The organism is Moorena sp. SIO4G3 (assembly GCF_010692305.1).
Lineage (GTDB): Bacteria > Cyanobacteriota > Cyanobacteriia > Cyanobacteriales > Coleofasciculaceae > Moorena > Moorena producens_A.
Window position 1 is genome coordinate 1 of the sequence record NZ_JAAHIG010000051.1, and the last position, 18,367, is coordinate 18,367.

26 protein-coding genes and 1 pseudogene are annotated in these 18,367 nt (G+C 43.9%); 16 read left to right on the top strand and 11 right to left on the bottom strand.

What is annotated here, in order from left to right:
- The 5 genes and pseudogenes from F6J99_RS12300 to F6J99_RS12320 all read left to right on the top strand — a co-directional run.
- Positions 1-181, top strand: a pseudogene (locus tag F6J99_RS12300) (hypothetical protein); the annotation flags it as partial.
- Between the two features lie 602 nt (positions 182-783).
- Complete coding sequence (locus tag F6J99_RS12305) at positions 784-999, top strand: hypothetical protein (RefSeq protein WP_293113163.1); 216 nt, start codon at positions 784-786, stop codon at positions 997-999.
- Between the two features lie 107 nt (positions 1,000-1,106).
- On the top strand, positions 1,107-2,207 hold the full coding sequence (locus F6J99_RS12310; RefSeq protein WP_293113164.1) for a sigma-70 family RNA polymerase sigma factor: 1,101 nt from the start codon (positions 1,107-1,109) through the stop codon (positions 2,205-2,207).
- 410 nt (positions 2,208-2,617) lie between these two features.
- Positions 2,618-3,070: a hypothetical protein gene (locus tag F6J99_RS12315; protein ID WP_293113165.1), complete on the top strand. Its 453-nt coding sequence runs from the start codon at positions 2,618-2,620 to the stop codon at positions 3,068-3,070.
- A gap of 241 nt (positions 3,071-3,311) precedes the next feature.
- The gene (locus F6J99_RS12320) at positions 3,312-3,674 is read left to right on the top strand and encodes a hypothetical protein (RefSeq protein ID WP_293113166.1); all 363 of its coding nucleotides are present in this window, start codon (positions 3,312-3,314) and stop codon (positions 3,672-3,674) included.
- Positions 3,675-3,697: 23 nt separating this feature from the next.
- Here F6J99_RS12320 and F6J99_RS12325 read toward each other — a convergent pair whose 3' ends face one another.
- Positions 3,698-4,270: a Uma2 family endonuclease gene (locus F6J99_RS12325; RefSeq protein ID WP_293113167.1), complete on the bottom strand. Its 573-nt coding sequence runs from the start codon at positions 4,268-4,270 to the stop codon at positions 3,698-3,700.
- 249 nt (positions 4,271-4,519) lie between these two features.
- On the opposite strand from F6J99_RS12325, the gene F6J99_RS12330 reads away from it, so the two are divergent.
- The 3 genes from F6J99_RS12330 to F6J99_RS12340 are packed head-to-tail and all read left to right on the top strand — an operon-like array spanning position 4,520 to position 5,408.
- Positions 4,520-4,723 (top strand): hypothetical protein, encoded by a 204-nt coding sequence (locus tag F6J99_RS12330; protein ID WP_293113168.1) that lies wholly within the window; start codon positions 4,520-4,522, stop codon positions 4,721-4,723.
- A 23-nt stretch (positions 4,724-4,746) separates the two neighbouring features.
- Positions 4,747-4,989: a hypothetical protein gene (locus F6J99_RS12335; RefSeq protein ID WP_293113169.1), complete on the top strand. Its 243-nt coding sequence runs from the start codon at positions 4,747-4,749 to the stop codon at positions 4,987-4,989.
- Positions 4,986-5,408, top strand: a complete 423-nt coding sequence (locus tag F6J99_RS12340) for a PIN domain-containing protein (protein WP_293113170.1) — start codon at positions 4,986-4,988, stop codon at positions 5,406-5,408. Before F6J99_RS12335 ends, F6J99_RS12340 begins: the two co-directional genes overlap by 4 nt.
- Positions 5,409-5,497: 89 nt before the next feature.
- On the opposite strand, the gene F6J99_RS12345 is transcribed toward F6J99_RS12340, so the two are convergent.
- On the bottom strand, positions 5,498-6,112 hold the full coding sequence (locus tag F6J99_RS12345) for a Uma2 family endonuclease (RefSeq protein ID WP_293113171.1): 615 nt from the start codon (positions 6,110-6,112) through the stop codon (positions 5,498-5,500).
- A gap of 131 nt (positions 6,113-6,243) precedes the next feature.
- Between F6J99_RS12345 and F6J99_RS12350 the strand changes: the two genes are divergently transcribed.
- Together F6J99_RS12350 and F6J99_RS12355 are read left to right on the top strand one after the other, a co-directional pair.
- Positions 6,244-6,570 (top strand): type II toxin-antitoxin system HicB family antitoxin, encoded by a 327-nt coding sequence (locus F6J99_RS12350; protein ID WP_293113172.1) that lies wholly within the window; start codon positions 6,244-6,246, stop codon positions 6,568-6,570.
- A gap of 344 nt (positions 6,571-6,914) precedes the next feature.
- Positions 6,915-7,223 carry a hypothetical protein gene (locus tag F6J99_RS12355; protein ID WP_070394736.1) on the top strand — a complete coding sequence of 103 codons (309 nt, stop codon included), beginning with the start codon at positions 6,915-6,917 and terminating at the stop codon, positions 7,221-7,223.
- 40 nt (positions 7,224-7,263) lie between these two features.
- Here the strand turns inward: F6J99_RS12355 and F6J99_RS12360 are convergent, their stop codons facing one another.
- Complete coding sequence (locus tag F6J99_RS12360) at positions 7,264-7,989, bottom strand: hypothetical protein (protein ID WP_293113173.1); 726 nt, start codon at positions 7,987-7,989, stop codon at positions 7,264-7,266.
- An 805-nt stretch (positions 7,990-8,794) separates the two neighbouring features.
- Here F6J99_RS12360 and F6J99_RS12365 point away from each other — a divergent pair.
- Entirely contained in the window at positions 8,795-9,562 is a 768-nt protein-coding gene (locus tag F6J99_RS12365) for a BMC domain-containing protein (RefSeq protein ID WP_075896843.1), read from the top strand.
- Between the two features lie 126 nt (positions 9,563-9,688).
- Positions 9,689-10,594, top strand: coding sequence for a LysR family transcriptional regulator (locus F6J99_RS12370; RefSeq protein WP_293113174.1), 906 nt, complete (start codon positions 9,689-9,691; stop codon positions 10,592-10,594).
- Positions 10,595-10,701: 107 nt separating this feature from the next.
- Here the strand turns inward: F6J99_RS12370 and F6J99_RS12375 are convergent, their stop codons facing one another.
- Complete coding sequence (locus tag F6J99_RS12375) at positions 10,702-10,821, bottom strand: photosystem II protein Y (RefSeq protein ID WP_070394733.1); 120 nt, start codon at positions 10,819-10,821, stop codon at positions 10,702-10,704.
- 692 nt (positions 10,822-11,513) lie between these two features.
- Here F6J99_RS12375 and F6J99_RS12380 point away from each other — a divergent pair.
- Positions 11,514-11,657: a hypothetical protein gene (locus F6J99_RS12380; RefSeq protein WP_293113175.1), complete on the top strand. Its 144-nt coding sequence runs from the start codon at positions 11,514-11,516 to the stop codon at positions 11,655-11,657.
- A gap of 293 nt (positions 11,658-11,950) precedes the next feature.
- Here F6J99_RS12380 and F6J99_RS12385 read toward each other — a convergent pair whose 3' ends face one another.
- Positions 11,951-12,502 carry a gamma carbonic anhydrase family protein gene (locus tag F6J99_RS12385; RefSeq protein ID WP_070394732.1) on the bottom strand — a complete coding sequence of 184 codons (552 nt, stop codon included), beginning with the start codon at positions 12,500-12,502 and terminating at the stop codon, positions 11,951-11,953.
- A gap of 155 nt (positions 12,503-12,657) precedes the next feature.
- Here F6J99_RS12385 and F6J99_RS12390 point away from each other — a divergent pair, with 155 nt between their 5' ends.
- Complete coding sequence (locus tag F6J99_RS12390; protein WP_070394731.1) at positions 12,658-13,164, top strand: TIGR02652 family protein; 507 nt, start codon at positions 12,658-12,660, stop codon at positions 13,162-13,164.
- A gap of 99 nt (positions 13,165-13,263) precedes the next feature.
- Complete coding sequence (locus F6J99_RS12395) at positions 13,264-13,701, top strand: VOC family protein (RefSeq protein WP_070394730.1); 438 nt, start codon at positions 13,264-13,266, stop codon at positions 13,699-13,701.
- Here F6J99_RS12395 and F6J99_RS12400 read toward each other — a convergent pair.
- Both F6J99_RS12400 and F6J99_RS12405 read right to left on the bottom strand, forming a co-directional pair.
- On the bottom strand, positions 13,646-13,864 hold the full coding sequence (locus F6J99_RS12400) for a hypothetical protein (protein ID WP_293113176.1): 219 nt from the start codon (positions 13,862-13,864) through the stop codon (positions 13,646-13,648). The two genes, F6J99_RS12395 and F6J99_RS12400, sit on opposite strands and share 56 nt — an antisense overlap.
- A 155-nt stretch (positions 13,865-14,019) precedes the next feature.
- Positions 14,020-15,228, bottom strand: coding sequence for an FtsW/RodA/SpoVE family cell cycle protein (locus F6J99_RS12405; RefSeq protein ID WP_070394729.1), 1,209 nt, complete (start codon positions 15,226-15,228; stop codon positions 14,020-14,022).
- A 192-nt stretch (positions 15,229-15,420) separates the two neighbouring features.
- Here F6J99_RS12405 and F6J99_RS12410 point away from each other — a divergent pair, with 192 nt between their 5' ends.
- Positions 15,421-15,585: a hypothetical protein gene (locus tag F6J99_RS12410; protein ID WP_293113177.1), complete on the top strand. Its 165-nt coding sequence runs from the start codon at positions 15,421-15,423 to the stop codon at positions 15,583-15,585.
- Between the two features lie 50 nt (positions 15,586-15,635).
- Here F6J99_RS12410 and F6J99_RS12415 read toward each other — a convergent pair whose 3' ends face one another.
- From F6J99_RS12415 to F6J99_RS45555, 4 genes are all read right to left on the bottom strand, one after another.
- Positions 15,636-15,836 (bottom strand): phycobilisome linker polypeptide, encoded by a 201-nt coding sequence (locus F6J99_RS12415; RefSeq protein WP_070394728.1) that lies wholly within the window; start codon positions 15,834-15,836, stop codon positions 15,636-15,638.
- 288 nt (positions 15,837-16,124) lie between these two features.
- Entirely contained in the window at positions 16,125-16,610 is a 486-nt protein-coding gene (apcB, locus tag F6J99_RS12420; RefSeq protein WP_070394727.1) for an allophycocyanin subunit beta, read from the bottom strand.
- Positions 16,611-16,705: 95 nt separating this feature from the next.
- Entirely contained in the window at positions 16,706-17,191 is a 486-nt protein-coding gene (locus tag F6J99_RS12425; protein ID WP_008180111.1) for an allophycocyanin subunit alpha, read from the bottom strand.
- Positions 17,192-17,794: 603 nt separating this feature from the next.
- Entirely contained in the window at positions 17,795-18,367 is a 573-nt protein-coding gene (locus F6J99_RS45555; RefSeq protein WP_365973186.1) for a phycobilisome rod-core linker polypeptide, read from the bottom strand.

Below are 18,367 nucleotides of genomic sequence, written 5' to 3' on the forward strand. Positions count from 1 at the left end.
GAACAAGAGTCCATTTGCTTCTAAAAGTCCCTTCCGGTGCGCTTTCCAATGGGCGAGTAAATCGCCCTTGGGTCGCACCGCAAAATTGGGGGATTTAGGGGGCTTGGATGTAGCAAATGGGACTTCTCAGACAACCTCTAAGGAATGGCGTTATAAAATGTTTGTCGAAATTAACCTGTAATAGGTAATTTATTTTGGCGCGACTCCTTAAATCCGGAAATGCACCAAGATTTAGTAATTTCAACTCTTAGCGATCAGCTAGTTTATATAACTAAGGCTGGTCAGCTACCAGTCGATTAAAGGGATAATAGCACTCCTCTCGGTGGAACGGGCATCTTGCCCGTTTCTTGCGAGTAGGGAGCTTAACGATATGGCAGGCATTCAAGGCTTACTTTCCTCCTTTCATTTATTATCCTGACCCTAAGTGAGCTTACCATATATAATTTCCAGCTGACTATTAAATATTGTTAACTAGTTGTCTTACTGGGAATCCCTGACAAGGGAGGGTGATAATAGCAGATAATAGCAGATAATAGCAGATAATAGCAGATAATAGTGGCTTTTGCCCTTCACAGCCATTTATTTTGTTTGTATAAACGCGATTTCGTCAGATTTTTAGAAGCGGAAAATGGGTAGATAGGGAGAATTATCCCCATTTCCCGCTTCTGTTGACTCCCGACTTTCCACTGTATATAGGGTTTCTATTTGAGATGTAAACGTGTATGGTCTTTTTGGATTGGGTAATAAAACTTTGAATCTCTTTACCCTCTTGCGTTTTGCCTCTTGCCTCTTGCATTTTTGAGCAATAATTTTGTTTACAACCTATATAAAAACCCTATAGATGAGTTTTTACATGAGTTTTTAAATGAGTTTTATGAGATTAACAGACTAAAAACCGCTATACTCTCAAATGGTGATCGGGTAATCCAGGTCAAAAATGTCGAGTATAGCGCTACGCGCAAGGCAAAAGGCAAAAGGCAAAAGGCAAAAGTTGAGTAAAAGAGCTTTTCAGCTTGTATCAACGTCCTAACCTTAATGCGTAGTGCTATACAAATCAGCCCTGGACTCCCGTGGAGAGCATACACCATTGTGTTGATCAATCAATTATGACGTCAGATATTCAATTAGAAGCCACTTCTACTGCATTGGGTCAATCCCATCACTTTTCAGAGAAAGAGTTTTGGCAGCAATGGCAGCAATATCAAGACTATCTCTATCATCGCTGTCTCAGGTGGATGGGTGGAAACCCTACCGATGCTGAAGATGCCCTGAGTCGGGCGATGCTCAAGGCATGGGAGAAGGTGCAAAAGTTTGGGCGAAAAATCGCTAATTTTAAGGCTTGGCTGACAAAGCTAACTCATAACCTCTGCGTCGATATTCATCGAGAACATAGTCGCAGCGCGAACCACGTTGAGGATATAGAAGGGATTCCAGAGGAAAAAGGATTGGTTTCCTGTGACGATACCCCAGAAAGGGCTTTGGAAACAGACGAGAAAAAGATTGCTATCGGCAGTGCCATTGATAACTTACCTGCTCGGCTGCACCAGACCTTTATCCTGCACTTTTATCAAGAACTGTCTTATCGAGAGATAGCCCAACAGCAAGAGATTTCCTACCAGAATGTCTGCAAGCGCATCTCCCAGGCGCGAGCCATTCTGCGAGAGGAATTGAGGGGATATTTTCTCGGGGAGGATGAGACTGATCAGGATTTATCGGTTACACCAATTAATCAGGCAACAGAGTCAGCAATTGGGGAAAAGTCCGAGCCGAATGCAGAAGTTGAATCGATTGTGGGCGAGACGGTGACATCATATGTTGCGGTGGAGGAAGTGGAGAGTGTTGTTGGTGAGGAAGTGCTATTGGTGCAGGAGTCTGAGTCGGTTCCTGTTGCAGCTACTTCTGAGGGGAAGTTAGAAGTCAACAATGAGGCATTGCTGAGGGGCGGGATAAATATCAGTGGGGTGGGCATCTTGCCTGCTCGGAAATTGAAACAGGCAAGATGCCTGTTCCACCAACATGGCCATTCCGCAGCAAGATGGCCATTCCACCAAGATGGCCATTCCACGGCCAGATGCCCACCCCAAAAAACTATCAAAATCATCCCGCATTTATACAATGCCATAGCGGGTTTATCTTTTTTGATCACAATTTGCTCAAATTTCCATCCGGTAAAGCTTACAGGCCGGCCTTGCTTAATAATGGAATGATTTTAAAAGTGAGGTAGAATAGGCATCTTGCCAGTTTCAATATATTTCCGGGCGGGCAGGATGCCCACTCTACTCCTATTCATTCACAGACTGACGCAACGCCTACAGGTCTTTTTGTCACCCCCTCATATCTTGGGAATGGTTGACGACTGACGGCACCTCAAGTAGCGTGCGCTTCGCGCATATGCTTTCGTTCGTGTAGCGTGCGCTTTTTTGTTGAGGGTACGAAGGGGTGCGAACGCGGTTAGTAAAGTTTGGGAATGAAGGAGCGATGCGCGAGCATTGAGCCGCTACGCGATCGCTTTTCTTTTTTAGGGAATTAGGGTGCAATTATGCAAAGCCGACGCTACGGGAACGCTAATTATCAAAAATTCAGATATTACTCTCTTAGATCGTCTTTAGATTGAAAGGTGGAAAACAATGCTACCTGTAACTTTAAACAATTTATTCCTTTTAAGGAGGAAATAATGTTATCAGAAAAGTTTGAACAGTGGTTTAAAGCAATTCCAGCCACATTAGTGGCTATCGCTTTGCTAATTGGTTTTACAGTTTTTACACAACCAGTCCATGCTGCACCAACACTAAGCTGTGATGTAAACTACAAAACAACCTTAAATAAAGGAGATACATGGGATAGTCTAAATAAAGTCCGTGGGCCAGTGTACGGATTTCGCGCTTCGGGTTATGGTGATCATTGTACATGGACAGCAGAAGTGAACAATTATCATGATAAACTATCATTTGATGATTTAGGTAATAGCGAATCTGTAGTTGTTTTTGAGACTCCTAACACTCCTGCAAATGTGAAACTTGATAATAATTGTAGCCAACCATTGAATCTCGAGGCCTGCTCATTGTATTAGGGGACAAAAGTCACAGTCATTATTTCTCCATTGAGAAGTTGACAAAAGTGCGATAGCTGATATTGTCGGGTGCGTTAACAAAGTTTAACGCACCCGACAATATCAGTCATGAAATGGCTTATCCTAGGCTTAATACTCCCATGGTAAAATATTCAACTAGTCGATTTTAATTGAGTCCTACATCCATGATTGAATCACTATAATGGATGTAACGCCATAACAATCCCAGAAAGAAAAGCTAATGGAAGTTACCTTTGATCTACCTGATGAAGTAGTCACTCAACTTCAACCCTTTTGTGATCAGCTACCTCAAATCCTAGCCTTAGGATTGCGAGAATTTAATGCTATTCCTCAAGAAGGTTTTTCCGGTATGGCTGAAGTCTTGGAATTTTTGGCAAGCCTCCCTACAGAATCAGCTATTATTGCTCTACGCCCCTCAGAAGCCTTACAATCTCAGTTATCTATTCTCTTAGAGAAAAATCGGACAGTAGGTTTGACTCCAGCCGAGGAACAGCTCTGGCAACATTATCAATATTTAGAGCATATTGTCAGAATCGCCAAAGCTAAGGCATTTTTGAAGCTAAAGGAAACTGAGGCTAAATGAGCAAAACCTATATTCCTGTCGCCCTACAAGTACCGGGATAAACGTAATCTAAATCCAGGCAATAGATTCTCACCAGATAATTCCGTAGGAAGGTTTCGCACCGCTACCTCTTGCCCTTGACGATAAATTTCCACTTGCTGCTGTTGGGGATTAATCAACCATCCCAACTGTACCCCTACATCCCTATATTCCCCCATCTTAGAACGCAGCATTTCCAAATTATCCGTTGCTGACGTTAACTCAATCACAAAATCCGGTACAATCGGGGGAAACTTGCGTCTTTGTTCAGGGGTAAGGGCTTCCCAACGTTCCCTTTTAATCCAAGCGCAATCAGGAGAACGATTTGCGCCATTGGGCAACTTAAATACAGTGGAAGAACTGAAGGTATAACCGAGACCAGTTTGCCGATTCCAAATTCCCAAATCGATAATTAAATCTGCTTCTCGATTGCCGCTCTCTCCGCCAACAGGTGGCATAATAATTAATTCTCCCTTGGGGGTTCGTTCAAACTGTAATTCACGGTTATTCTGACATAGCTGATAGAACTGTTCGTCAGTCAGATCAATGGTGTCTAAATTTAATGCCAAAGGAGTCATAAGCGCGTTTGTATCTGGGTTGTAAAGACACGTATTGCAGAAATAGGCAAAAGGCAATAGGCAATAGGCAATAGGGGAAAGATATCCGGAGTTTTATTGGACAAGAAAAAAAGACCTCCTAGGTTTACCTCTCCTACACGAAAGGCTATAGTCGTCAAGTCTCTCCTATAGCACCATCATACAGCAATCGAGAATAAGCGATGGGCGAGCATTGAGCCGCTACGCGAGTCACGCGAAGCTTCCGCGCTTATGCGATTGACCGTAGGTCACGCTATGCGATCGCACTCGAGAATTGATGACCAACTCGACATCCCCAATCCCTCACCCCCGGCAGCCGGAGACTATTTAGTCCCAGTGCCAATTCAGACTGCCTTAAAAGCTGCTCTTTACCTGGGGATGTGCGAGGCAGGGATCACATCACTGCTACTGGCCGATACTCTACAATTAGAATAGGAAGTTCTTGAGGAAGAAAGCCAATGACATGGCAAGAATTGCAAAACCAAGCATTGCAATTACCAATAAGCGTACGCTGGCGTTTAGTCCAGTCCCTGTTGGCCTCAATTGAACAAGAAACCCTCTTATCTAGGTCTTATAGCTCAAGTTCAACACCAATGACTGGTCTTGATCCTTGGACTCAAAGCCTACTTGGTGTGGTTGAGCTAACTCCAGAGGATTCCAAAGAGTCCTACATCGATTATATTGAGGCAAAATACAAGTGAGACGGGTGTTGTTTGATAGCGACGTATTACTTGATGTTCTAGCTCAACGCCAACCATTTGTGGTTGCTTCAGCACAAGCATTAAATACAGTAACCCAGGAAGACGTTGAAGGATATGTTTCAGGCCATGCCATAACCAATATTTTCTATATTTTGCGTCGTCAGGTAGGCAGTGACGTTGCACGGAGACTACTATCGACGTTATTAGAACGTATTGAAGTTGCCAGCATAACCGATCAGGTGATTCGAGCTGCTCTGGAAAGCTCCATGACTGATTTTGAGGATGCAGTGAGCAGTGAAGCTGCAGTTGCCTTAGGTCTCGACCTGATCGTTACACGCAATATATCTGATTTTGTGTCATCTTCAGTTCCGGTAATGCTACCGGAGGAATTCTTGGCAGCGCGATCAGAATCAACTTGAGTGCAGGGTTTTCGAGCGATGCAGCGCGGTCTTGGGGGTTTCCCCCATGAGCGACTGCATCAAGACAGAGAGCGATCGCATTTATATTTTCAATCCCACACCCGACCCAAATCCAACACAAAACCCGGTAACACTTCTTCCCCCGACAACTCAGCCGGATTCTCCAACACTTCCACCGCCAAACCCGGTCGATAAATTTCCACCAGTCGCTGCTGTGGATCGATTAACCAACCCAGTCTCGCACCATTGTCGATATACTCCGTCATTTTAGCTTCCAGAGACTGAACCCGATCTGAGCTAGACCGTAACTCAACCACAAAATCCGGGCAAATATTAGCAAACGTGCCTTTTTGTTCTGGAGTAAGGGTCTGCCAACGTTCTCGGCTCACCCAACAGGCATCGGGAGAACGAGTGGCACCATTAGGTAAAATGAAGCCAGTGGAAGAGTCAAAAGCTTTACCCGGTTCCCCTGCATTACGCCACCACAAATACAACTCTCCAGAAATACTCCAATTTAGTTTTCCAGTTTTCCAGCCTGTTGGTGGGTTCACAATTAACTCTCCCAGTGCCGTTCTTTCCAGTCTCAAGTCGCGGTTGGCTGCGGCTAGGGCAGCAAACTGTTCTTGGGTCACGTATAACCCGATTGTCCTAGGCAACTCAATCAATAGAGTTTCGGTTTCTGGACTGGCAGGTGTTTGTATCATCTTGACCTATATTTATAAGACCCGGTGGTAAGGAAATCCTCGTGTCACTATTCAAAAGGGAAAGAGTGGAAAGGCTAAAGTTTATCAAGTTCGTCAAGTCTTAGAGGCTATTGAGAAGTTGGAGGATAGTAATGAAAGTTAATTACCAACACTACACTTATAGCATTACATGGTCAAAAGAAGACGGGGAGTTTGTGGGATTGTGTGCAGAATTTCCCAGTCTATCTCACCTTGACACATCTCTGGTAGCTGCTTTAGAAGGCATTAGTAATTTAGTCGCAGAAGTCCTCGAAGACATGGAAACCTCTGGAGAATCTATTCCACAACCTCTTGCCGAGAAAAAATATAGCGGTAAATTTCAAATACGAATTCCACCGGAGCAACATCGTTCGTTGGCAATAAAAGCTGCTGAGTCTGGAGTAAGTCTTAACCGTTACATAAGTTTGAAGCTTATGTAGCTAGGGATTCGAGCATCATAGAGCAATCGACAACAAGCGATGCGCGTGGATTGAGCCCCATCGCGAGTCACTCGAACGCGCCCCGCGTGGCCTACGGCCTCAGCTTCCGCGCTTATGCGATCGCCCTTGACTTTACCCTTAGAAAAGTAAATTGCTTGAGGGAGAGAGCCAATGACATGCTAAGAATTGCCAAACCAAGCCTTGCAATTACCTATAGGTAACTACTTATGAGGTATAATAATACAGAGATTAACTAGTGAGTTATAACAATCTGGGATAAAATCTTACTCAATTGACTTTCGGCCAAAATTTCTAGAAGTCCATAAAAAGTAAAATCCACTAATATGAGTAAGAAAAAAAAGAAAAAACATCCTGGGGGACATAAGTTTTATGAACCTAGCGACTATAGGCCTGTAAACTGTAAAAACGTCCCAGGAGAACGAGCTAGGAAAAAATGTAAGAAATGGAACAAATTTGTGGCAGAAAGAGCTAAGCTGAAGAAACAAGGTCTGTTTGAAGAGATGAAAAAACTAGAGGAAGAGTATCACGGAATAGACTTAACACAAGAGACGACTGTCGATACTCCAGATTGCCTTGAAGAAGAAGAATTGTACTACGACGGTTATTTAGACGAATACAGAACTTGGTTTTAAGTCACCAGCTTGACCTAGCCTATTAATGATTTCAATTTAATCAGCTCTCCAAACTTTTCTGATAATCTAAGTTAAGAAATAGAAGTATATTACCAATGGCAATCCCGATGACGATAAATTTAGGTAAAATTACTGAAAGTAAATCATCCCAAAAATTTTTCATAACAGGAATATTACTTAATACACTATTCAAGATAAATTGGCAGCCTAAAGCACTCAATACACTTAGAAAAATGAAGAATAATACTTTCCACCAATTCCCTTCAACGATAGAGCGACTGTAATCGAAAGCGTCTTTTCCCCTTTGGTCTCGGAGAATAAAAGCCAGCCCATAGTATTGATTATTTACCGCATAAACTATCCCTGGGATTATAAGTAGCATAAATCGTAACAAATAGTTAATCCAAAATCTCAAAACTAGGCCAACTAGAGGAAGTAAACTCGAAACTATTTTTTGGACTGCACTCTGATAACTGGTATCTCTTCCATGAAGATAATTTTCTGTAATCAGCGATAAGGCTATGATATATATAATACCGGCTAAATTGACAACAATCGAAACAACTACAAAAAATGCCAAAAACCATCCTGAAGGGTTATTTTGATTTTCAGGGTTCAAAGCTGACAAAATTATCAGTAAAGGTAAATAAATCGTACAAAACAACAGTAGGATAGGCTTCAAGTTTTTCAGATAAACATCAAACCCCATTGAGATTAATTCGATTAATCCAAGTTTTCGGCTTTGAAGTTTAGATAGACTACTCATGGTGACGGCTCCATCAACGGGTATTGATATAGTAGTTATCAACTAGGTAAGGGTGAGGTTACTTTTTGAGTTTAGGTAATAGGTAAAAGGTAACCGAAAAAAAATATGTTTACCTTATTACTAGGATAAGCGCTATCAAATAAACAAGGGTTTAATTCTATGTGATTTAATCTAAATTTCCTACTGGTATAGAAAAAAGGACTCGAAAGGCGATTGTCAGAAGTTTGATCACCAGAAGGAACGCCCTTGGGATAGCTAGAACGACACAAGTTGGGAGTCTCAAGCCAACAGCCACCCCATATGCCTCAATGTGACGCTCTATAGTTAGTTGTCCTAGCGGTTTCGCCTACAGTTTTATTAGTATAATTAATTGTAATTATAAATTATAGTTATAGCAGTTTTCGTAGTAATGAGGTAAACAGGATTTTTTCCCACTTCCGTTCCCCCCTTATTAAGTTCCCCCCTTATTAAGGGGGGTTAGGGGGGATCCCTTTTCTGACTTCCCGACTCCCGACTCCCGACTCCCTCGGTGCGCTTTCCGTAGGCGAATTAAATTCGCCACGGGTCGCACCGCTCCCGACTCCCGCCCAACCCTGCAACTGTCTACCTGACCGATTTGAGAAATGCTAGATCATACCGGTGGTCGGCACACTACTCCCAGACAAAACCCATGCCAATCATCTAGTCCAATGGCATGAGCTGCTTCTTGATTGACCTTTGTAGGTTTCTGCTGAACACTTAACTTTCTAAACTTGATATAAGCCAACAATTAACAGCCGACAACCAAAGAGAGGTCTTCTGTCTGATGGAGTTATACAAACCTGGGCTTGTCCCTGACGATCCCTTGACAAAGAGAAAACGGTTTAACCAAGCCTCCCTAGGTTTAGTCTCTACTCTAAGTTTTCCAGTGATTGTTAGTACTGCTGACGCCATGCTCAAGTCAGCAGAAGTTACCCTTGTGGGTTATGAAAAAACTGGTAGTGGTCACTGCACTGCCATTGTGCGGGGAGCGATCGCTGAGGTCAGAATTGCTGTCGAATCGGGTAAGGATTATGCTCAACGAGAGGGTGAGTTGCTCTCCTCGACAATCATTGCGCGACCACTTCCCAACCTGGAAGTGATATTTCCCATCGGTGTTCACCTACTCGATCAAGTTAACCAAAATCATCGTAGCCGGGTCAGTAATCATGCCCTAGGTCTTTTAGAAACCAGGGGATTGCCAGCAATGGTTGGGGCCTCCGATGCCATGCTCAAAGCTGCCAATGTACAGCTTACTGCCTACGAAACCATTGGGGCGGGTTTATGTACTGCCATTATTCGGGGTCGTGTGGCAGATGTAGCAGTTGCTTTACAAGTTGGAATGGCTGAAGCCCAGCGTATTGGTGAACTAACCGCTGTGACAGTGATTCCTAGACCTCTTGAAGATTTAGAGAAAAGCTTGCCAGTAGCGAGTTGCCTGATCGAGGAGCAACCACAACCGTTGAGAATACCAGTTAAGGTAAAGGAAGCAGAAAAAGAGCTTGTAGAACTACCAGATTTAAGAAACTTACCCATACGTACCAAAGATTCATAATAGCTACCATGGAAAAAAGTCCACCATGAACACTATGAAACTTTCTTTTCCCCATTCCCCACTCCCTACTCCTGACTTTAAAGACTGTCAAAGACTAAGATCTATATCCTCATAGGAGTAATATCATTGAAGCAAGCCACATTGCATCAGTTAAGGGTCTTTGAAGCAGTCGCTCGGCACCACAGCTTTACACGAGCTGCAGAGGAACTGTTTCTCACCCAACCCACTGTCTCTATGCAGGTGAAGCAGCTAACCAAAGTTGTTGGTATGCCTCTGTTTGACCAGGTAGGTAAGCGAATCTACCTGACCCAGGTTGGTGAGGAACTAGTTAAAACCTGCCGCGATATCTTTGAGAATTTAGACCAGTTTGAGATGAAAGTGGCAGATCTCAAAGGTTTAAAACAGGGGCGTCTGCGCTTAGCAGTGATTACAACTGCGAAATATTTTATTCCTCGTTTACTAGGTCCGTTTTGCCAGCGTTATCCAGGCATTGATATTTCTCTGCAAGTCACCAACCACGAATACATCCTTGGTCGTCTCAGTGAGAATCTAGATGACTTATACATTATGAGTCAGCTTCCAGAAAACCAGGAGATCTGCTATAAACCAGTGCAAGAAAACCCCCTGGTTGTGATCGCACGGGCCGATCATCCTCTAGCTCAGGAAAAAAATATCTCCCTTAAACGTATAGCTCAAGAAACCTTTATTATGAGGGAGCCTGGTTCGGGAACACGCAAAGCTGTACAAAAACTATTCGATTACCACCAGATTTCACCAAAGGTGCGGCTGGATTTGGGGAGTAATGAGGCAATTAAGCAAGCGATCGCAGGGGGTTTAGGAATTTCTGTATTATCTCGTCATACCTTAGTTATGGAAGGGGTTAACTCTGAGCTGGTGGTTTTGGATGTAGAACACTTTCCCATCGAGCGTTACTGGTATGCGGTCTATCCACGTAGCAAACAACTATCGATTGTTGCTGGTACTTTTCTAAATTATCTATTGGGTTCAGAGCCACTGATTTGCCAAAAATAAGATTGCTCAATAGCTCAAGCAAACCAGCTGTATCCTCCTTTTGAGGGAACAGCTGGCTATTGTGCTTTTGTACAAAGCTACTATTGCTGAATTGGTTGACGCGGGATTTATTGAGATCTATTCAAATAATTTTGAGCTTGTTTGAGAGCGATCGCACCAATATTGTAAGCTACCCAGCCTAGTGCTAGGAGTAAAGGCAATAAGACTATTAATAGACGTAAATCCATGGTTCTAGTGTCCTGTTCTATAAAACGTGAACATCGCTGACAAAAACGTCACAACGACGCCTGTTTACTTCCTGTTTCAACTAGGACTGTCGGCAGCACCCTATCCACAGGCTTCAAATCGGCTGGAACCCAACCTAATATTGAAATTGAATTTGAGGTGACAACTTTGTTGCTCTACTCCGTTATTTTCGGGAGATTTAAAACTGATGGCTTTACTCAGTTACCTTTTCACAGGCTACCCACTCTTGTAGAAGATTATCTGGATGTCAAGCCTAATACTGTTATTGCTTGGTTATTGCATAGGCGAATTGTACCACATTCCCAGAGGAGTTTTGTTGAAAACATGCGGGTATGTTACGCATGCGTTACGCTAATCATGTACTAGATTGCTACTCCCGCGTTTTTCCGTGTTTTTACGAAAAAATTTTGGTAATCGCGCCCCGTCCTTATAGGACGGCTTTTTTTTTAAACAATGCCCTTGACAGTTTGTACTAGGTATGCTACCATCAAAGTCTAAACAATAGACTAAAAAACTAGATAAATACTATCTAACCATAAGTAGGCAACGTAAAAAATATGTATCAGATACATATTGCGTAATTTGGTCTAACGACTTAAACGTCTATGAAAAATTTAGATAAAAAAAAGTATCTATCTATACTATCTATATAAAAAAAGCGATGCAGTCGCTCATGGGGGGAACCCCCATGAGCGACTGCATCAAGACAAGGTACGGTGGGGCACACCGAAACCTAGGTCATAGACCAAACACGCTCATGGAGAATTGCCCTCTACCTTTCCTGGCTCCGGCCTGGTTAGGCAAGGCAGCTCTTTGAAGTGAGAATCCCCGTCCTTATAGGGCGGGGAGTGTCAAATATATAGTCGCACCTATGGGTCAATTTTTTTTAGTTAATTTTTCACTAACCTGATCACCCATTTGTCCAAGACGTTGCACGCTTCTTGGGAAAACTTAACCAAAGTTAATCAAAGTTACCCACAGTTGAATAATTGGTAAGGAATCGCTAAAAAGCGATACAGGGCTTTTGTGATAGTGTTTTTCTCAATTATTGTCCACTGTTCCCTGATCCGAAGTTCCCTGTTCCGGGTGCCTGGCAACGGCAGCGAAAGATTATTTTACACTAAATCCTAAATCTGTGCCTTTACCGGCATGAACTAGAGCCAACTTTTCATAGTGCCGTGCATGTTCAATCAGTTCAGCGGCTTGAGCCTCTGAAACATCTCGTAATTTTTTGGCAGGGACACCGACTACCAGGGAAAGGGGAGGAACGTCTTTACTAACCACAGCTCCAGCGCCCACGATACTACCATGACCGACACGAACCCCATCGAGTACCACTGCTCCAATACCAATCAAGCTACCCTGTTCAATATATGCTGAATGAATGACAGCGCGATGACCAACTGTGACATGGTCTTCTAAAACTGTTGGCTTGCCGGGATCTCCGTGTAAAATTGCGCCATCTTGAATATTAGTGCGATCGCCAATCTCGATCCGTTCCACATCACCTCTGACTACAGCACCATACCAAATGCTAACTCCTGCAGCTACGGACACCTGACCCATAACTACAGCATTAGGGGCGACAAAGGCAGCAAGAGAAAGATCTGGGGGAGGCCAAAAAGATGTCAGTATTGGGGTTTGAGGTAAGGGATAATCCACAATTAATCACAATAGGGAGATAATGGTAATTAATACCTTAGGTTTTACATAGGTTTTACAGTGGGGTCACTGAGACCAACACCACTAAATACCCAGTTATAATGATGGAGCCATTAGGTAATAGCATATACCTCTAAGGCACTCCCTAGCATTTAATGATTGATTCTAGCTTGCAGTACCCGATATTCGGTTCAGAAATTAAATGTCCTCACTGCCGTCAGATAATTCCGGCATTGACGTTGACTGACACTTACTTGTGTCCACGTCATGGTGCGTTTGAAGCCAACCCAAAAACTGGGGAACTGATTCATTTACAATCTGGGCGTCACTGGCGTCTATGGCAAGATAAATGGTACCGACAACACACTCATCCTGATGGAATTCGCTTTGAGATTCACGAAGCCCTAGACAAACTGTACACTGAAGGATATCGGGCAACACGGGTGATTATTGCCAGTCGTTATCGGGAATTAGTGAGTGCCTACCTAGAGCGCAGTACCCCCTGGCGAGGGAACTCAGAGTCAGGCCAACCCAGGTTGTATGGTTTGCCAGTAGAATTTAGCCCAGAACCTGAGGAAGAACCTTGTTGGGAAGTGATCAATTTTGATTTGGAAAAAGAACCTGGGGTACCTGTGCGCTACCCTTATTTCCGATTGTTTTAGTGATTGGTGATTGGTGAGCACGTGATTAGTGATTGCTAATTGGTGATTTCAGTAGACCTGTTGTTGGTTAGAAAGGAAAAAGGCCAAAGGACAAAATCCATGCATCACGCTTCGATTCGCACAGCCAATATTCATCGCGCGATCGCATTTTATGAGAAGTTAGGATTCACAGTATCTGAACGCTTCACTACTGGCATGACTCTAGCGTGTTGGCTGAAGGGACTGGGGGGACGCTTGGAACTGATCCAAATTCCTGAACCATTACCAGCACCGGATGCCTTTGGGGATGAGCATTATGTGGGATATTACCACGTATCTTTTGACCTAACTGATAGCGCTACTGACTTGCCAAGTTGGTTAGAGTCCTTGAAAGAAAGTTTTAAAGAGGCTTCTGAGCAGAACCCAGAGCAGTTTCAGCCCTTGAAGGTTCTGTTGGAACCTACCCAACAGATGATCGGTAATCATGTTTATGAGGTAGCCTTTATCGCTGATACTGATGGTTTACCGTTGGAGTTTTTGTATCTGCTAAAAACCTAGACCTAGACATCGGTTTTAGGGAGTCGGGAGTCAGGAGTCGGGAGTCGGGAGTCGGGAGTCGGGAGTCGGGAGTCGGGAGTCGGGAGTCGGGAGTCGGGAGTCGGAATGCCCTGAAAAAAAAATTACTAGTCTGTCTAGCTTTTTTTACCCTAATGAGGTACAATAAATTTTGCCCTGTTCCCTCTTCCCCTCCTGGGAGGGGTTAGGGGTGGGTTACTCTTCCCTGTTCCCTGTTCCCTGTTCCCTGTCCCCTATTCCCTGTTCCCTAAAACACTAAACTCTGTACATCACCAGATTAAAAAAATATATTGGTCACTTTTACCTTTTGGCTTTTACCTTGTGCCTTCTTTGCCGTCGTTCTGCTATCGACTGGCGGCGACTTTGTATAGACACAACTTTTGCCTCACTACTCTCTCGTGCCACCCGAATCAACAACCCAGCGGAACACAAACTGGAAATCATCGAACTTCCCCCATAACTAAAGAATGGGAAGGGTAAACCAGTAGTGGGAAGAGCCCCAGAAGCAACACCAATATTTAACAGAGACTGTCCTACAATAAACAGCATTGCCCCAATCGCGATTAACTGATAGACTCGGTTTCTTGCCTTGATAGCTACAATCACCGCTAGGGTCATGTATGTCATCAACAAAAACATTAGCGCTATACTACCAGCAAAGCCAAATTCTTCAGCAAAGACAGAAAAGATAAAATCAGTGTGTTGAATCGGTAAATAGAATAACTTTTGTTGGGATAACCCAAAACCAGAGCCCCAAGTACCACCCGAGCCAATAGCTAGAAGACTTTGAACCAATTGGTATCCATCTCGCATGGGATCAGCCCAAGGATTTAGGAATGACATCACCCGACGCCGCTGGTAATCCTTGATGCTGATACTGAGTACTGCCAGCAGGACACCACCAAATGCTGTACCTCCCAAGTAATAAAACGGTAACCCTGCCGCTAGAGCAACTAGCCACAAGGTCATCCCACAAAGTGCTGTTGTACTCAGATTAGGCTGTAACAAAATTCCGAGCAACACCACCATAAAAATCCCCAGCCACGTCAAACGGGTCCGCCACTGAAGCCGGTCCCACTGCCCAAATACCCGAGCCGCTTGTAACACTAGAAACGGCTTCATCAACTCCGACGGTTGTAGGGGAACCGAACCCACAGATACCCAGCGAGTTGCCCCATTAACCGTTGTTCCCACACCAGGAATTAACGTCAATAAGAGCAGCACCAAGAGCACCAAGACCAACCAATGGCTGATTTTTAGCAAATAACGCAACGGTGATCGCACCAATAGGTTAAATCCCACTAAACCCAAGACTACCCACATCAGCTGTCGCTTGACGTAGTATGTCCCATCCCCTAACTCGACATCTGCGATCGCATAAGAAGCTGAGAACAGAATTACTATTCCGATCAACAGCCATAGAAACGTTAACCACTTCAGTAACCGAGCAGTAACTGCCCAGTCTGTAGTAGAGGGGTTAAATAATAGAATCAGGTTACGTAGAGCCACGTTTGATCAGGTTGGTTAAAGGTTATGTGGTTGAAGGTTATTTGGTTAAAGGTTATGTGGTTGAAGGTTATTTGGTTGAAGGTTATTTGGTTATTTGGTTGAAGGTTATTTGGTTTAAGGTTATTTGGTTTAAGGTTATTTGGTTGTTCGCCTTTGGGCGAGGGTTTCTTGTTTATAGCTTTTATCATATTAATGAGGTGCACAATAGTTTTTCCCTGTTGCCTGTTGCCTTTTGCCTTTTGCCTATTCCCTAACATCCCAAATGTACCTCACCGAATTTATAAATGCTATATCTTCCCTCTGTTGCCTATGTTTCCATCCCCCCATTTTCCACCAAAAATCACAAAGGGGTCTTAGTAGACCCCCTGAAATTTTTTTTTTGATAAACAGCTATTATCGAAAAATCCTTACAAACCAGTGTTTGTACCTTGCTTACCAGTTGCCAGCTTAACTTTAATAATTTTGCCACCCATTTTCTGGATGCGCTGCTGCTCACGGAACCAGTTCTCGTAGGAAACGAGCTTGGTAAAAAAAGTATTCTGTAACTCCCGTTGTGTCCTAATTCTGCTGGGGCTTGGCACACAAGCAGTTACTTCAAACATCCGCATGAGCTTATTTCTCCTAGTAAAATTCAAGAAAATTTTAATTCTGGTTTGATTCCAAGATGGCTAAAAAACTCCCTAGCGCCTATAGCGAGGGAATAAATTGGTTAATCAAATATCTCAACTATTCCAAAGTCTGGGAGTTAATTGTCAATACTAGACTGTCAAAACTCCTCTGCTTGACTTACGTGAGCCAGATTCGCCTTTAACAAGCTAGCACTCACAATCAACTTCCCAGACCTTAATTACACAGACAACTACAGGCTGGCGAATTCCATCAACATGCTTCGCGCGTTAGCTTAAGCCAGAGCAGATGTAGTCAAAGTATACACCCATTTCCTTACCAGCATCAGGACCAACTAAGCTAGCGGTAACTTCCTTCATGCCTTGGATGGAATTGGTGGTATTGCCAATGGGAACACCAAGGGAGTTGTAGGTTTCCTTCAAGCCATTTAGTACGCGCTCATCAAGGATAGATGGGTCACCGGCCAACATCGCATAGGTAGCATAACGCAAGAAGTAATCCATGTCACGGATACAAGCTGCGTAGCGGCGAGTGGTGTACATGTTGCCACCAGGACGAGTGCTGTCGGAATACAACAGGGTCTTAGCAACTGCTTCCTTAACGATGGTAGCAGCATTAGCACTAATGGCAGTTGCTGCACGTACCCGCAGCTCACCAGTTTGGAAATAGCCTTTGAGCTTTTCCATTGCGGAGTCGTCTAGATATTTACCTTGGACGTCCGCAGAGTTGATAACAGCAGTAATTGCGTCTTGCATGATTCTATTTCCTTATTTAACTCAAGTTGTGATTATCGGTTCTACAGACAGACTATGCCATCATCAGAACACTAGGCAAAGGGGTATTTATTGCCCTACAACAATCCACCAATCACATAGTCGAAGTAAGAGCCAGCTTCAGCAGCATCGTCCCCAGACATCATGCCAGTAGCAATACCCTTCATGCAACGGACGCTTTCAGCAACAGCATCAATGGAGGTACCTAAAGACTTGTACATTTCCTTAGCACCTACTAGACCAATTTCCTCAATTGGTGTGGTATCACCAGCAACAATACCGTAGGTAATCAAGCGTAGGTAGTAATCCATGTCCCGCAGGCAAGTAGCGGTCATTTCTGGACCGTAGGCGTTACCACCAGGAGAGACAACATCTGGACGCTTTTGGAATAGTTGGTCTCCAGCTTGCTTAACAATTGTCTCACGGGAACCTGTTAAGGTTTGAGCGATACGTAAGCGCTGCTCACCAGAAGTAACAAAGCTTTTGATACCGTCTAATTCACTAGGGCTCAGATAGCGAGCCTCAGCATCTGCATTCACGATGGATTTCGTGACAATACTCATAGATGGATTCCTCCAGAAAAAAATATCACCAGGTTTGTTTAAACCGGCATTTCCAAGAATGAACGCTCTCTAACTAACCTTGCGGTGTAATTAGAGCTTCTGTCGCATTGCAGTTACCCGCAATGTGCCGGGTAAATCGCCGTTCTCGATACGCCGTCGGAACTTCAGCCGACGCACGTCCCAGCAAAACTTGCTTTGGCTAACCCTGCCTAAATTAAAGGCCTAAATCAAAGCCTAAATCAAAGCAGGTTAATCATAAACCTAGCTTCCGGGAATATTTTGCTACAGATTGTTGACATTTTTCCCAGCTTCGCAACACATCGTAACATTTTTCCTAATAAAGTACGAAGTTATGAAGGGTGAGTTACAGGTTAGTGGCCTGAGTTAGAGGTTAAAGGTTGAAAGTTTAACCTTTAAGGCTAGTCCAACCTACCGACCACCTCTAAACCTGTAAACCTCCAAACCTCCAAATTTTCAACATTTAACCTTGGCCTTTGGCCACGCTACGCGAACAACATTTAACCTTGGCCTTTGGCCACGCGTGCGCGTTCAACCTTTAACCTTTAACCTCCAACTTCCAACCTTCATAATTCAGACTTTTTGCTAACTAAGCCGCTGATAGGGGACTACGTCTTCACCAAAGAAGCGGGCATATTCTGAACTATCAACCATAGCGGTTACTGCAGCTTCTAGACCCGGTCCCGCCAACAGCTGCTGGTAGGTTTGAACCTCACCGTGAGTGTTAGGGGTACGTCCGAGTAAGTGCCGGAACAATAACTCGACTACTTTGGCAGGGGGATAAGGCTGGTAAAACCGCTGACTATAGGTGTTACTACTTGCCAAGGCTTTAACAAACTGCCGCACCGAAATTTCACCATTGCGCAGTTGACTGTCTAGATGCTGTTGTCGGTATCCGGCTGGGACTGGTTCACCAAATAAATCCAAAACCTGGTCATAAATGGCATCAATCACCACTGCGGTTTCGACCTGAGAAATGTTTGGGGTGATGCGGAAAATCCGTGTCGGCTTAGCAGATTTAGGATTCAAGGTTGAGTGGTTCCGATTAGAGGAACGACCTACCTTGGCCAGCTCGGAAGGGTTGGTAGCCACCTCCCACTTTTGGGCAGCCATATCTGCGATCGCTTTTCCGGTCAGAGGTAGCTTAGACGAATCCAT